Below are 13,538 nucleotides of genomic sequence, written 5' to 3'. Positions count from 1 at the left end.
GTGCGCGATGCCGCCCCACTATGCGAACGGAACATGAAAGCTTCTTTACGGAACACCCATGCGGGTACGCGCCGCCGCGTTGGCGGCGCACCCAGGGCGGCTCATTAGCCCATGTACAGCCCACCATTGACCGGATAATCGGCGCCGGTCACATACGACGCCTCGTCCGAGGCCAGCCAGGCGCACAGGCCGGCGACTTCTTCCGGACGGCCCAGGCGCCGTACCGGCACCGATGCGGCCAGGCGGTCCAGGACATCCGGGGGGAAACTGCTGATGGCCTGGCTGGCGATGTAGCCCGGCGAGAGCGTGTTGACCGTCACTCCGCGTGACGCTACTTCAGCGGCAAGCGCCCGGCTGAAGCCATGCATGGCGGCCTTGGCGGTGGCGTAGTTCACCTGGCCGATCTGCCCCTTGTGGGCGCTGACCGAACCGATGTTGATGATGCGTCCCCAGCCCCGCGTGGCCATGCCATCGACCACCTGCTTGGTCAGGTTGAAGAGCGCGTTGAGGTTGGAGGCGATCACCGCATTCCAGTCCTCCACCGTCATCTGCCGGAACAGCAGGTCGCGGCTGCCGCCGGAGTTGTTGACCAGCACGTCCACTTCACCCACTTCCGCGCGCACTTTGGCGAAGGCGGCGCTGGTCGAGGCCCAGTCGGTGGCATTGCCCTCGGAGGCGATGAAGTCAAAGCCCTGCTCGCGCTGCTCGCGCAGCCAGTTGGCCTTGCGCGGCGAGTTCGGCGCACAGCCGGCAACAACCGTATGGCCGGCGCGGGCCAGGCTCTGGCAGATGGCAGTGCCGACACTGCCCATGCCGCTGGTGACGTAAGCGATGCGAAGAGTCATTGCGGAACGCTCCTTGGTAACGGGATCAGGCGGCGAGGGGATACAGGCCGAACAGCAGGCTGCCGACCATCAACAGCAGCGAGATGGCGATGGCCCACTTCAGGGTGAATTTCTGGTGGTCGGCGAACTCGACCTTGGCCAGGCCCACCAGCAGGTAGGTGGAGGGCACCAGTGGGCTGAGCAGATGCACCGGCTGGCCGGCCAGCGAGGCGCGGGCCATTTCCACCGGCGTGATGCCGTAGTTGCCAGCGGCTTCGGACAGGATCGGCAACACGCCGAAGTAGAACGCGTCGTTGGACATGAAGAAGGTGAACGGCATCGAGGCCACGGCAGTGATCACCGCCAGATAGGGGCCCCACGAATCCGGAATCACCGCCAGGAAGCTGTGCGACATCGCCTCGACCATGCCGGTGTTGTTGAGGATGCCGGTGAAGATGCCCGCCGCGAAGATCAGCGACACCACCGACAGCACGTTGCCGGCGTGGTTGACCACGCGACGGCGCTGCTCGGCCAGGTTCGGGTAGTTGATCACCAGGGCAATGGCGAAGCCGACCATGAACAGCACCGGCATCGGCAGCACGCCGACGATCAGCGCGGTCATCAGGACCAGGGTCAGCACCAGGTTCACCCACAGCAGCTTGGGCCGCTTGATGTCCTCGGCATCCTCGACCGTCGGCAGCGCATTGCTGTCGTCGGACACGCTGCTGTCCATCCAGCTGCCGCCCTTGGGCAGCGTCACCACGCCCAGCCGGCGGCGTTCCTTCAGGCCCAGGTACCACGCCAGCAGCAGCACGCCCGCGCAGGCGATCACCATCGACGGGATCAGCGGCACGAACACATCAGCAGGATCAACGTGCAGTGCGGTGGCGGCGCGTGCGGTCGGGCCGCCCCACGGAGTCAGGTTCATCACGCCACCGGCGAGGATGGTCACGCAGGTCATGTTCAGCGCGTTCATGCCCAGCCGCTGATACAGCGGCAGCATTGCCGAGACCGTGATCATGTACGTGGTCGAGCCATCGCCATCGAGCGAGATCAGCATCGCCAGCACGGCGGTGCCGAGCACGATCTTCATCGGATCGCCCTTGACGAAGCGCAGGATCACCCGCACCAGCGGATCGAACAGTCCCGCGTCGATCATCACGCCGAAGTAGAGGATGGCGAACATCAGCATCACGCCGGTCGGCGCGATCTTCTTGATGCCTTCCAGCATCATTTCGTCGATGCCTGCGCCAAAGCCACCGATCAGCGCGAACAGGATCGGGATGGTGATCAGGGCCACCAGCGGTGACAGCCGCTTGCTCATGATCAAGTACATGAATGTAATGACCATGCCAAAGCCGAGGATGCTCAGCATCATCTGCGGACTCCTTGAGAAAACAGGACGTGGGAAAGGGAGGGGCGGGTGCGGAGGGGGGCGCGGAAGAGGCTCAGAAGTCGTACTGCAGGCGGCCGGTCACGGCGCGCGTGCGGTCCACCGTGATCCCGGCCAGGCGGTCACGGTTGCGGCTTTCGATGACGTTGAGCATGAATCGCAGGTTGTCGCGCAGGTACCAGTTGCCGCCGAGCGTCCAGGCTTCGGTGCTGCCGCGGCGCAGGTCGGGAGCGCCGTCGAGGTGCTGCGCGCCCCACATCCGGTCGTAGCGCAGCGCGACTTCAAAGGCACCGGCCTTGTGGCGGATGTCCTTCACCCGTGCGAAGCGGCCGGTCTTGCGGTCGTAGGCGCGGCTCTCGCCAGTAACGAACCAGCTGAGCATGCCGTAGCCGGCCATGACGTCGCCGCGCTGGGCGCCGTCATCGAAGGTCGCACCGCTGAACTCGCCCTGCCATGACAACGGGCCGCGGACCTGGGCGTACTCCAGTGACCACTTGTTGACGTCGGTATCGCGGCCTGCGGAGAAATCGACCAGGGTCAGGCGGCTCTCATCGGACAGATGGCCGGCGGGGCGCGGGCGGATGCGCAGTGCCGGCACACCGTTGGCGCCAGGGTTGTCGTACGCCTCACGGGCCAGCGACAGGCCCAGGTGCAGTACATCGCCGTCGCTGGGCGAGGGCGCCCAGGTCACGCGGCCGCCGGCGGCGCGCCCCTTCACCTGCCAGGCATCGATGCTCTCCAGGCTGTAGACGCTGGCGGCCCAGGTGAAGTCACCCGGATTGGCCTGCCACGAGGCACCCAGCCGGTACAGCGGCGCCAGCGTGGTACCGGCATTGCCGCGCTCCAGGAAGCTGCCGTAGTTGGAGCTGGTGCGGTCATCCAGCGAGAAGTACTGCTTGAACTGGCCGACCGTCAGCTTGCCGGCCTTGCCGAAGCTGCGTGCCAGGTAGACGTCCTTGGCTTCTACACGGTCGCCGGAGAAGTCGGCTTCCATCTTGTAGTCAACCACGAAGAACCTGCCGGAGACATCCAGCCAGGCGCGGCGGATCTCGGTGTCATCCTTGTTCGGCGTACCGCGGTTGTCATTGTCGAACGTGGCGAAGTCCAGATGCAGGCGACCGCCCAGCGTGGCGGTGACCGGCCGCTCATCATCGGCGGCAAAGGCCGGCGCGGCCAACGCAGCCAGGGCCATCATGGCGGCGGAACGCGGCCAGGCAAACGTGAATTCCACAAACCCTCCCAGGTGCGCGCCAGGCGCGCGGCAATCGTGGGCACCGGATGGTGCGCGGCCGCAGTCTGGGTCGCGCAAGCTGTCATCCGCCTGTCAGCGGTTTGTGCGTTGCAGCGTAAAAGCGGCCGCTGCGCTCGCCGGGGCTGGCCCGGCGCTACCCCCGTGCAGGCTGCCCGGTCGCGCCGGTCCATCCATCCCCCCGCGACGCCGGGTAGCGCCGGGCCATGCCCGGCGGGCAGGCCGGGCGCCATGCGGTAGCATTCGCTTCCCCTCCCACGCTTGTCCCCATGCGCCTGCTGCTGGTTGAAGACAACCCGGATCTGGCCGATGCGATCATCCGTCGCATGCGCCGCAGTGGGCACGCGGTGGATTGGCAGGCCGATGGCCTGGCCGCCGCAAGCGTGCTGCGCTACCAGAGTTTCGATCTGGTGGTGCTGGATATCGGCCTGCCCAAGCTTGATGGGCTACGCGTGCTGGCCGGCATGCGCGAGCGCGGCGACAGTACGCCGGTGCTGATGCTGACCGCGCGCGACGGCATCGAGGACCGCGTGCAGGCGCTGGACGTGGGTGCCGATGATTATCTCGGCAAGCCCTTCGACTTCCGCGAGTTCGAGGCGCGTTGCCGCGTGCTGCTGCGACGGGCCCGCGGTCAGGCCAGTGAGGTGGTGCAGGTGGGCGGCTTCCAGTTCGACAATGCTGCGCATCGGGTCACCCTGGATGGCGAGCCCATCGAGCTGCCCAACCGCGAGTACCGTCTGCTGGAAATCCTGGTCGGCCGGTTGGGCCACGTGGTCGGCAAGGATGAGATCGGCAACGGCCTGTTCGGCTTCGATGACGAGGCCGGGCCGAACGCGATCGAGCTCTATGTCGGCCGCCTGCGCAGGAAGCTCGCCGACGCGCCGCTGCGCATCACGACCGTGCGCGGCGTCGGTTACCTGCTCGAGGCCCGCGACGAAGGCGTGGACAGCAATGGCTGACGCGCGCCCGGCAGCGGCCGCGCCGGGTTCGCTGCGGCGGACCCTGCTGCTGTATCTGGGTGCGCTGCTGGCGGTGTTCGCAGTCGCCCTGCTGTTTGCCGCACGCGACTACGGCCAGCGTGCGGCCAATCGCTCCTACGATCACCTGCTGGCGTCCTCTGCACTGTCCATCGCCGATTCGGTGGCGCTGGCCGATGGCCAATGGCAGGTCGACCTGCCGTACGCGGCGCTCGACCTGCTGGCGATGGCGCCGGAGGACCGGGTGTTCTACCGCGTCGCGGACAGTCGCGGCACGCTGATCACTGGCTACGGCGACCTGCCGGTGCCACCCCGGCGCCCGGGAAGCCAACCGCAGTTCTTCGATGCGCGCTACAGCGGTGAGACCGTGCGCTTCGTGGTGGTGGGCCGCAGCTTCGCTGCTGCGTCCGCGCAGGGCGAGGTGCTGGTGCAGGTCGGCCAGACCCGGCGCGCGCGCGAGGCGGTGGCGCAGGACATGGTCAACCGGTCGCTGCTGGCGATCGGTGTGCTGTCCGGTCTGCTGCTGGCGCTGGTCGCCTTCGGTGTACACCGTGCATTCCGGCCACTGGTGAGGGTGGAACGCGAACTCTCGCGCCGTGAACCGTCGGACCTGAAGCCGCTGGATGCACGTGTGCCCCGTGAGATGGACCAGATGGTGGCGGCGCTGAACCGCTTCATGGAGCGGCTGTCGAGCAGCAACGAGACCCTGCGCGCGTTCATGGCGGAAGCCGCGCACCAGATGCGTACCCCGCTGGCCGCCCTGCGCGCGCAGGCGCAGCTGGCGCTGGATGATGACGACCCGCAGGACATGCGGCGCAGCCTGCAGGCCATCGAGCGCAATGCCACGCACATGAGCCGGCTGCTCAACCAGCTGCTCAGCGATGCCAGCGTGATCCACCGTTCGCATCTGCAGCGGTTCGCGCCGGTGGATCTGGCAGAAACCGTGCACCAGGCATTGCACGATGCGTTGCCGCAGGCCGGTCCCGCGCCGCGCGTGCAGCTGGCCGTCACTTCCGAGCAGGTGCATGTGCACGGCGATGCGCTGCTGCTGCGCGAGGCGATCAAGAACCTGGTCGACAATGCGTTGAAGTATGGCGGCGATGGTCCGCTGCAGATCGCACTGACGGTCGAGGGCGGCCAGGCGGTGCTGACCATTGCCGACCACGGCCCGGGCATCGCCGCGGCCGACGCCGAACGGGTGTTCGAGCGATTCGCCCGTGGCGAAGGCGTGCCATCCGGTGGCGCCGGCCTGGGGCTGGCCATCGTCAAACGCGTGATCGACAGCCATGCAGGCCATATCGACCTCAGCAACCGCCCGCAGGGGGGGCTGATCGCCACCATCCGCCTGCCCCGGAGCAACCCATGATCCGCCTGTTTGCCGCCGTCATCGCGCTGCTGCTGGCTCTGCCTGCGCAGGCTGCACCCGGCGATGTGCGCCGTTTCCCCGCACGTGAGAGCGCCACTGCCCAGCTGCGCATCCACGGCACCACCGACATCGAGGTGTTCGCGGTGGTGATCGCCGACTACCAGCGGCTGCATCCCGGCACGGAAGTGGTGTACGAGGACATCATCACCCAGGATCTGTACGCGCGTTACCTGCAGGACCGCACCAGCCCTGCGTCGCCGGATCTGCTGATCTCCAGCGGCATGGACCTGCAGACCAAGCTGGTCAATGACGGTCATGCCCTGCCACACCGCTCGGCGCAGACCGCGGCGCTGCCGGCCTGGGCACAGTGGCGGGGCGAGGCATTCGGGATCAGCTACGAGCCGGTGGTGATGGTCCACAACACGCGCACATTGCCTGCTGCCAAGGTGCCGCATACACGCCGGCAGCTGCTGGACCTGCTGCGCGCGGAAGGCGCGCCCCTGCGCGGACGGGTGGGCACCTACGACATCGAACGCAGCAGTGTGGGCTACCTGCTGGCCACGCAGGATGCGCAGCGTGGCAGTATTGCCGGTGCGCTGCTCGGGGCGCTCGGCGACAACGAGGTGGTTCGCGAGGAGCGCACCGGGGTGCTGCTGGACAAGGTTGCCAGCGGCCAGCTGTCGCTGGTCTACAACGTGCTCGGCTCGTACGCGCAGGCGCGCATCGATGCCGGCGCGCCACTGGCCATCATCGAGCCGGAGGACTACACGCTGGTGGTGCTGCGCACGGCCGTGATCCCGCGCACCGGTCCGCATCCGGAGGAGGCGCGGCGTTTCCTCGATTACCTGCTGTCGCCGCGTGGCCAGCAGGTGCTGTCGCGCGAGGCGCGGCTGATGCCGATCGTGCGCAGCGATGCCCGGCGCGATGATGCGCCCGGTCGCAGCCGACGCCCGATCCAGCTCGGGCCGGGACTGCTGGTCTACCTGGACGCGCTCAAGCGGCGCCAGTTCCTCGATGCCTGGCGCAGCAGCGTGGAGCCGGCGGGGCGCTGATGCCCTGGTAGCGCCGGGCCATGCCCGGCGGATGCAGTGCGCTGCCCGTACAATGGCCGCATGAGCGAATACACCATCCTGATCGCCGATGACCACCCGTTGCTGCGTTCGGCGGTGGTGCAGTCATTGCGGCAGAGCCTGCCGCTTGCCCAGGTGCGCGAGGTGGCCAGTGCCGAAGCGCTCGCCGAGGCGCTGGATGCGCATCCTGACGTGGACCTGGTGCTGCTCGACCTGACCATGCCCGGTGCCCACGGTTTCTCCGCGCTGCTGCACGTGCGTGGCTCGCATCCGGACATTCCGGTGGTGATCCTGTCGTCCAACGATCATCCCCGGGTGATCCGGCGCGCGCAGCAGTTCGGCGCAGCCGGTTTCATCCCGAAGTCGGCGCCCGCCGAGACCATTGGCGAGGCGGTGACGGCGGTGCTGGAGGGTGGCCTGTGGTTCCCGGCGATGGCGGCCGAGCGTTCTGAGGCCGATGCACTGCTGGCCAGCCGTCTGGCGCAGCTGACACCGCAGCAGTTCCGGGTGCTGCTGTGCCTGGCCGATGGCCTGCTCAACAAGCAGATTGCCTACACGCTGGGGTTGGCCGAAAACACGGTGAAGGTGCATGTCACCGCGATCCTGAAGAAGCTCGAATGCCACAGCCGCACGCAGGCCGCGGTGCTGGTGAAGGCGCTTGAGCCGGAAGGTGATGCGGGAGCGCCGTGAATCCGTCCCTGGAGGCTTGGCTGCCGCATCCATGCGGCGGACGCCCCCGCGAACCCAACCCGGCCGATCTCTGACAGATTTCGGTGGCCTGCCACCCACGGAAAAGGGAAAAGATCAAAAGCAAAAGCAGCCTGTCAGGCCGCCTTCTGTGGAGCCGAGCATGGGCTCGGCTCTACACGAGCACGCGCGGCGTCGCGACCCGCGTTTGATCTTCTTTTTCTTCCACGTGGGTGGACGAATAAGGAACCTGCCCGGCCTCAACCATGAACTGCGTTACGTGCCACCCGCGAGGGGCTGCGCCGTTGGCTGGAATCACCCGCGATGGCGGATCAGCAACTGGCTCATCAGCGCCCGCAGCGCCGGCGGCTTCACCGGCTTGGCCATCATGCCCCAGCCACGTTCGGCCGCCATTTCGCGCAGTCCTGCGTCGCGCTCGGCGGTCACCAGCACCACCGGCGGCCGTGCCTGCCAGTGCTCGGCCAGCACTTCGTACAGCACCGGCCCGTGATGGTCGCCCATGCGAACGTCCAGCAGCACCAGTTCCGGCACGGATTCCACGCCGGCCAGCTGCAGCGCGGCCTGGGGGCCATCGGCCAGCACCACCTCGCATCCCCAGCGCTCCAGCAGGGCACGGCTGGCTGCGCAGACATGCGGATCATCATCGATCACCCACACGCGGCGGCCGCGCAGCGGATTGTCCGCCGCCGGTTCCTGTGCCAGCGCCGGTGCCTGCGCAACAGCGGGAATCGCGTTGGCATCGCCAAGAGGTACGCCCACTGCGAACACGCTGCCTCGCCCCAGCTGCGAGCGCAGGCGGATCGGATGGCCGAGCAGGCGGCCGATACGGTCGACGATCGCCAGGCCCAGGCCGGCGCCGCGCTGGTGACCATCGTGCAGGCGGCGGAATTCCTCGAAGATTTCACCCTGCAGCGCATCAGGAATGCCGGGGCCCTGGTCATGCACTTCAATCCACAACTGGTCTCCGCGCCGGCGGCAGCCGAGCAGCACCCGGCCACGCTCGCTGTAGCGCAGTGCGTTGGACAGGAAATTCTGCAGGATGCGGCGCAGCAGTGCTTCGTCGCTGACCACCACCGCGCGGGTATCCACCCAGTCCACGACCAGCCCGCGTGTCTGCGCGGCGATGCCGAACTCGCGTGCCAGCGTCTGCAGCAGCGGGCCCAGCCGGAACGCATGCACGCGCGTGGGCAGGCTGCCTGACTCCAGTCGCGCGATGTCGAGCAGGCTGTTGAGGATGGCATCCTGCGCGGCCAGTGCGGCATCGATGTGGTCGGTGGTCTGCTGCTGCGCGGGGTCGGTCAGCTTGCCGCGCAGCACGGAGACGAACATGCGCGCGGCGTTCAACGGTTGCAGCAGGTCGTGCACCGCGGATGCGACGAAACGGGTCTTGTAGCGGTTGGCCTGTTCGGCTTCGCGGCGGGCCTCGTCGAGGTCATGGGTGCGCTCGGCCACGCGGTGTTCCAGCGCATCGGCCAGTGACCGCAGTTCGCGTGCAGCGTTCTTGTAGCTAGTGATGTCGGCGTAGCTGGTGACGAAGCCGCCATCAGGCAGCGGATTGCCACGGATCTCCAGAACGGTGCCATCGTCCTTTTCGCTCTCGCGCATGTGCGGGCGGCCACTGCGCAGGTGGTTCAGGCGACGCTCGATGGCCTCGTCGATCGGCCCCGGCCCGAGCAGGCCGCGGCGTGCGTTGTAGCGGAACAGCTCTTCGATGGGCCGGCCGACACGGACCAGCCCCGGCGGGAAGCGGAACAGTTCCAGATAGCGCGAATTCCAGGCGACCAGGCGCTGTTCGCGATCAATGATCACCACGCCCTGCGGCAGGTGCTCCAGGCTGCGGCTCAGGCCGCTGTCGGCATCGGTGGCAGCCTGCAGCAATCCGTCCTGGGCGGTGCGCAGTTCCTGTGCATGCTGCTTGAGCAGGGTTTCCAGTTCGCTGCGGCTGCGCTGGCGGTGCCGGGCCAGGCGCCGGCGCTGCTGCACGAACAGCAGCAGGAACCCCAACGCCAGCCACGCAGCGGCGCCGGCCAGGGCGGCACCGCGTCCGGCGCTGGTGGCGGCACTGGCATCGTGCAGCAGATGCAGGTTCCAGTGTTCGTCGGGCAGCGCCAGGCTCTGCCACAGCATCGCCTGTGGCAGCACCGGGTCGAGCAGGCGCACCATGCGGCCTCCATCGGCCAGCACATCCTCGGTACGCACCCGCAGGGGCTGCAACGAGCGGTCGGCATACTGGCGGGCATCAAGCATCTCGCGGCGCTCGTCCGCGCCCAGCGGCCGCAGCAGGCGGTAGCGCCAGGCATCGCGGTTGGACAGGAACACCACGTCATGGTTGTCGCTGGCCAGCACCACGTCCGGGCTGTTCAGCCACTCCTGTTCCAGCGCCGACAGCTCGATCTTGATCACGATCACGCCGATGCGCTGGCCGCGGTCGTCGACGATCGCCTCGGACATGAAATAGCCGGGCACGCCGGTGGTCATGCCGATGCCGTAGAAGCGGCCGCGGCCGTGGGCCAGGGCCTGCTGGTAATAGGGCCGGTAGCTGTAGTCCTCGCCGACGTTGGTGGTCGGCTGGTCCCAGTTGCTGGCCGCGACCGCGACGCCATCGCGGCCGACCAGGGTCAGGGTAGAGGTTCGGGTGACCTGGTTGGCGCGCTGCAGTTTCAGGTTCAGCTGCTGGCGCTCGGCGGGCGAGGGCGGCGTGCGCAGTACGCGCAGCAGGTCCGGGTCCAGTGCCATCACCTGCGGCAGGGTGCCGAAGCGGTCGATACGCTGCTGCAGGCCCTGGCCGTACAGCTGCAGCTGGCGCTGGACCTGCGTGCTCTCGGCCGCCAGGGCGCTGCGCCACGCGTAGTGGCCCGCCGCGATCGCGCACAGCACGGTGCCTCCGGCCAGCGCGAGGAGGGTCAGCAGCAGCATCCGGTGGCGGCCGAGCCAGTACATGGCGGCAGTCTACGCAGTGAGGGCGGGCATGACGTGCATGCCCGCCGGATTCCGCACCGTGGCGCGGATCAGAAGTGCATCTGTGCGCGCAGTTCGAAGATCTCCGGGGTGCTGTGCACACCGCGGCGGCTGGCATCGACCTTGACGTAGTTGGCCTGGAACTTGAAATGGCTGGTCAGGTACCAGTTCGCGCCCAGGGTCAGGTCGTGCTGACGTCCCCCCAGGATGCTGCCGTCGTCCAGATCCAGGCGGCTGTAGCGTGCCACCAGCTCGACCGCGCCGTAGTCGTGGGCGGGCTTGATGTTGGCCACGGCGCCGGCGTTGTACGGACGGGACTCGCCGGTCAGCACCCAGCTGGCCATCGCGTACTGGCCGTGGCCGGTGTAGTCGGGCTTGCCGTCGTTGCGGGTGACAGTGGCCTGCAGCGCTTCGGCCTGCAGCGAGAAGGGGCCACGGATCCAGATGCCTTCCAGGCCGGTGCGGCGGATCTGGTCGGCGGTCACCAGCGCGCCGGAATCCACGTAGCGGATGTCGGTCAGGCCGGCTTCCGGGCGCGCGCGCAACCGTGCGCTGGCCTCGTGATGGACGTCACGGCCATCGCGGTAGCCGCGCGGGTTTTCCTGCGAGTAGGCCAGGCCCAGGTGGATCACATCGCCAGGCGCCTTCACCGGCGTCCACACCGCACGTACCGCCTGCGTGGTGCCGGGGTTGTCGCCCTGCAGGTCCTTGCCGCCGTAGGCACCGGCCTGCAGCAGGTACTGCGGGCGCTCCAGCACCCATTCCACACCGGTGCGGCGGCCGGCGTAGAACGCCTGCACCGGCAGCGCGGTCTCCAGGAAGCTACCGGCGCGCGAGGAGGTGTTGGCATCCAGGCCGACCGGCGTCTTCATGTAGCCGAAGCGGAAGCGGCCGATGTCGCGGCCCACGAAGGCCTTGCTCTCCAGGCGCAGGAACACGTCCAGCCAGGTGTCGGCCTGGAAGTCGTAGTACACCATCGCGTCGTACACGCCCTTCTTCTTCAGCGTGGCGCCGAATTCCTTGCGGCGCACGGCGTCGTCATCGTCCAGGCCACTGCCGGAGGAGAAATCGTTGTAGTCGTAGGCGATGTTGGCGGTGGCCGCCAGCTCGGTGCCGTCGCCGAACGCGTACTTGGTCGGCCAGTTGTCGAAATCGGCAGCGGACGCGAAGGCGGGCAGGGCGGCCAGCGACAGGGCCAGCAGGGTGGAAATGGGGCGCATGTTGGGTGCGGCTCTCTCGGATTGCGTAGGGTCAGGACAACAACGGCCGCCGGGGCCGGAACTTGGGCAGGGACGCCGCGGGCCGTTCAGCCCGCGCCACCGGCCTCCCGGCGCGGTGCGATGCCGGGCCAGTGTAGGCATCCCGGCCACCTGAACCGGGGGGCTAGTACCAATAGGTTATCTGCGTTGGCGTGCCCGGCGCGTACAAAGGCGTCCATTGGTCGCCACCCTGCGCGTGGAGCGAGGGGGCGGTGACCAGCTTCCACGGTATCGGCTCCCATGCAGTTCCGGGGCCATACGTGCCTGAAAACGCCCTTCCCCGGAGTCCGCCATGCACATCCCGACCGCTGCCCCGGCGCCTGCAAAGCCGTTGCCGATCTACCGCCAGCTGTACTTCCAGGTGATCGTGGCGATCGTCCTGGGCGCCATCCTCGGCCATTACGAACCCCTGATCGGCGAGAAGATGAAGCCGCTCGGCGATGCCTTCATCAACCTGGTGAAGATGATCATCGCGCCGGTGATCTTCCTGACCATCGTCACCGGCATTGCCGGCATGACCCATCTGCGCACGGTCGGCCGCGTGTTCGCCAAGGCCATGGCCTACTTCCTGTTCTTCTCCACGCTGGCGCTGGTCGTGGGCATGATCGTGGCCCACGTGGTACAGCCTGGCGCGGGCATGAACATCAACCCGGCCGAGCTGGACCAGACCGCGGTGCACAGCTACGTCGAGAAGTCGCATGACCTGACCCTGGTCGGCTTCCTGATGGATGTCATCCCGAAGACGCTGATCAGCGCCTTCGTGGACGGCAACATCCTGCAGGTGCTGTTCGTGGCCGTGCTGTTCGGCATCGCGCTGGCGTCGGTCGGCGAGAAGGGCAAGCCGATCCAGAACTTCCTCGAAGCGCTGGTGGCTCCGGTGTTCAAGCTGGTGCACATGCTGATGAAGGCTGCTCCGATCGGTGCCTTCGGCGCGATCGCCTTCACCATCGGCAAGTACGGCGTGGGGTCGTTGATCAACCTGGCCTGGCTGGTCGGCTCGTTCTACATCACCGCCTTCCTGTTCGTGGCGGTGATCCTGGGCGTGGTCTGCCGCCTGTGCGGGTTCTCGGTGTTCAAGCTGGCGCGCTACCTGAAGGCCGAACTGCTGCTGGTGCTGGGTACCTCTTCGTCCGAGTCGGCGCTGCCGTCGCTGATGGAGAAGATGGAGCGCGCCGGCTGCAGCAAGTCGGTGGTGGGCCTGGTGGTTCCCACCGGCTACTCGTTCAACCTGGACGGCACCAACATCTACATGACCCTGGCGGCGCTGTTCATCGCCCAGGCCACCAACACCGAACTGACCCTGGGCCACCAGATCGCGCTGCTGCTGGTCGCCATGCTCAGCTCCAAGGGCGCGGCCGGCGTCACCGGTGCCGGCTTCATCACCCTGGCGGCCACCCTGGCCGTCGTGCCGGAAGTGCCCGTGGCCGGCATGGCGCTGATCCTCGGCGTGGACCGCTTCATGAGCGAATGCCGCTCGCTGACCAACTTCATCGGCAATGCCGTGGCCACGGTGGTGGTCTCGCGCTGGGAAGGCGCACTGGACCGTGACCGCCTGAAGCTGGCGCTGGATGGTCGCGAAAGCGAACTGCCGCCGCCGGTCGATGCCGTGCCGGAGGCACTGCCCGCCAAGGGCTGATCCAGGTGTGTGGTACCGCGGGGCCGGTCACGTGAGTGGTGCGGCCCCGCGGCGTTTCAAGGCGTCCCATGGCTGTCATGGGCAGCGCCGAAGCTGGT

The 13,538-nt window shown here is 67.7% G+C and carries 10 protein-coding genes; 5 read left to right on the top strand and 5 right to left on the bottom strand.

Going from position 1 to position 13,538, the window contains the following annotated elements; translation table 11 throughout:
• Positions 1-104 precede the first annotated feature (104 nt).
• The 3 genes from phbB to ACZK08_RS16310 all read right to left on the bottom strand — a co-directional run bounded on the left by phbB (position 105) and on the right by ACZK08_RS16310 (position 3,412).
• Complete coding sequence (gene phbB / locus ACZK08_RS16320; protein ID WP_053517420.1) at positions 105-845, bottom strand: acetoacetyl-CoA reductase; 741 nt, start codon at positions 843-845, stop codon at positions 105-107.
• Positions 846-870: 25 nt separating this feature from the next.
• Positions 871-2,199: a CitMHS family transporter gene (locus ACZK08_RS16315; RefSeq protein ID WP_053517450.1), complete on the bottom strand. Its 1,329-nt coding sequence runs from the start codon at positions 2,197-2,199 to the stop codon at positions 871-873.
• 73 nt (positions 2,200-2,272) lie between these two features.
• Positions 2,273-3,412: an OprO/OprP family phosphate-selective porin gene (locus ACZK08_RS16310; RefSeq protein WP_065175123.1), complete on the bottom strand. Its 1,140-nt coding sequence runs from the start codon at positions 3,410-3,412 to the stop codon at positions 2,273-2,275.
• Positions 3,413-3,735: 323 nt separating this feature from the next.
• On the opposite strand from ACZK08_RS16310, the gene ACZK08_RS16305 reads away from it, so the two are divergent.
• The 4 genes from ACZK08_RS16305 to ACZK08_RS16290 are packed head-to-tail and all read left to right on the top strand — an operon-like array spanning position 3,736 to position 7,569.
• Positions 3,736-4,425, top strand: a complete 690-nt coding sequence (locus ACZK08_RS16305; RefSeq protein WP_065181727.1) for a response regulator transcription factor — start codon at positions 3,736-3,738, stop codon at positions 4,423-4,425.
• Positions 4,418-5,809, top strand: coding sequence for a sensor histidine kinase (locus ACZK08_RS16300; protein ID WP_065181726.1), 1,392 nt, complete (start codon positions 4,418-4,420; stop codon positions 5,807-5,809). Before ACZK08_RS16305 ends, ACZK08_RS16300 begins: the two co-directional genes overlap by 8 nt.
• Positions 5,806-6,861: an ABC transporter substrate-binding protein gene (locus ACZK08_RS16295; RefSeq protein WP_053517415.1), complete on the top strand. Its 1,056-nt coding sequence runs from the start codon at positions 5,806-5,808 to the stop codon at positions 6,859-6,861. The genes ACZK08_RS16300 and ACZK08_RS16295 overlap by 4 nt, the downstream gene beginning before the upstream one ends.
• Positions 6,862-6,921: 60 nt before the next feature.
• A complete protein-coding gene (locus tag ACZK08_RS16290; protein WP_053517414.1) occupies positions 6,922-7,569 on the top strand; it encodes a response regulator in 648 nt (215 codons plus the stop codon).
• A 312-nt stretch (positions 7,570-7,881) separates the two neighbouring features.
• Here ACZK08_RS16290 and ACZK08_RS16285 read toward each other — a convergent pair whose 3' ends face one another.
• Both ACZK08_RS16285 and ACZK08_RS16280 read right to left on the bottom strand, forming a co-directional pair.
• Positions 7,882-10,527: a hybrid sensor histidine kinase/response regulator gene (locus ACZK08_RS16285; protein WP_065181725.1), complete on the bottom strand. Its 2,646-nt coding sequence runs from the start codon at positions 10,525-10,527 to the stop codon at positions 7,882-7,884.
• A gap of 68 nt (positions 10,528-10,595) precedes the next feature.
• Positions 10,596-11,765, bottom strand: coding sequence for an OprO/OprP family phosphate-selective porin (locus ACZK08_RS16280; RefSeq protein ID WP_478452272.1), 1,170 nt, complete (start codon positions 11,763-11,765; stop codon positions 10,596-10,598).
• 331 nt (positions 11,766-12,096) lie between these two features.
• On the opposite strand from ACZK08_RS16280, the gene ACZK08_RS16275 reads away from it, so the two are divergent.
• A complete protein-coding gene (locus ACZK08_RS16275; RefSeq protein ID WP_053517411.1) occupies positions 12,097-13,440 on the top strand; it encodes a dicarboxylate/amino acid:cation symporter in 1,344 nt (447 codons plus the stop codon).
• Positions 13,441-13,538: the final 98 nt, after the last annotated feature.

This window comes from Stenotrophomonas sp. 112478_Sma, assembly GCF_056479905.1.
Note: the sequence above shows the minus strand (reverse complement) of the source record. Positions and strands in the feature narration are given on the sequence as shown.

Excerpts from the sequence above, each read along its gene's own strand:
- phbB (WP_053517420.1), bottom strand. The coding sequence starts at position 845 with ATGACTCTTCGCATCGCTTACGTCACCAGCGGCATGGGCAGTGTCGGC.
- ACZK08_RS16315 (WP_053517450.1), bottom strand. The coding sequence starts at position 2,199 with ATGCTGAGCATCCTCGGCTTTGGCATGGTCATTACATTCATGTACTTG.
- ACZK08_RS16310 (WP_065175123.1), bottom strand. The coding sequence starts at position 3,412 with ATGATGGCCCTGGCTGCGTTGGCCGCGCCGGCCTTTGCCGCCGATGAT.
- ACZK08_RS16305 (WP_065181727.1), top strand. The coding sequence starts at position 3,736 with ATGCGCCTGCTGCTGGTTGAAGACAACCCGGATCTGGCCGATGCGATC.
- ACZK08_RS16300 (WP_065181726.1), top strand. The coding sequence starts at position 4,418 with ATGGCTGACGCGCGCCCGGCAGCGGCCGCGCCGGGTTCGCTGCGGCGG.
- ACZK08_RS16295 (WP_053517415.1), top strand. The coding sequence starts at position 5,806 with ATGATCCGCCTGTTTGCCGCCGTCATCGCGCTGCTGCTGGCTCTGCCT.
- ACZK08_RS16290 (WP_053517414.1), top strand. The coding sequence starts at position 6,922 with ATGAGCGAATACACCATCCTGATCGCCGATGACCACCCGTTGCTGCGT.
- ACZK08_RS16285 (WP_065181725.1), bottom strand. The coding sequence starts at position 10,527 with ATGTACTGGCTCGGCCGCCACCGGATGCTGCTGCTGACCCTCCTCGCG.
- ACZK08_RS16280 (WP_478452272.1), bottom strand. The coding sequence starts at position 11,765 with ATGCGCCCCATTTCCACCCTGCTGGCCCTGTCGCTGGCCGCCCTGCCC.
- ACZK08_RS16275 (WP_053517411.1), top strand. The coding sequence starts at position 12,097 with ATGCACATCCCGACCGCTGCCCCGGCGCCTGCAAAGCCGTTGCCGATC.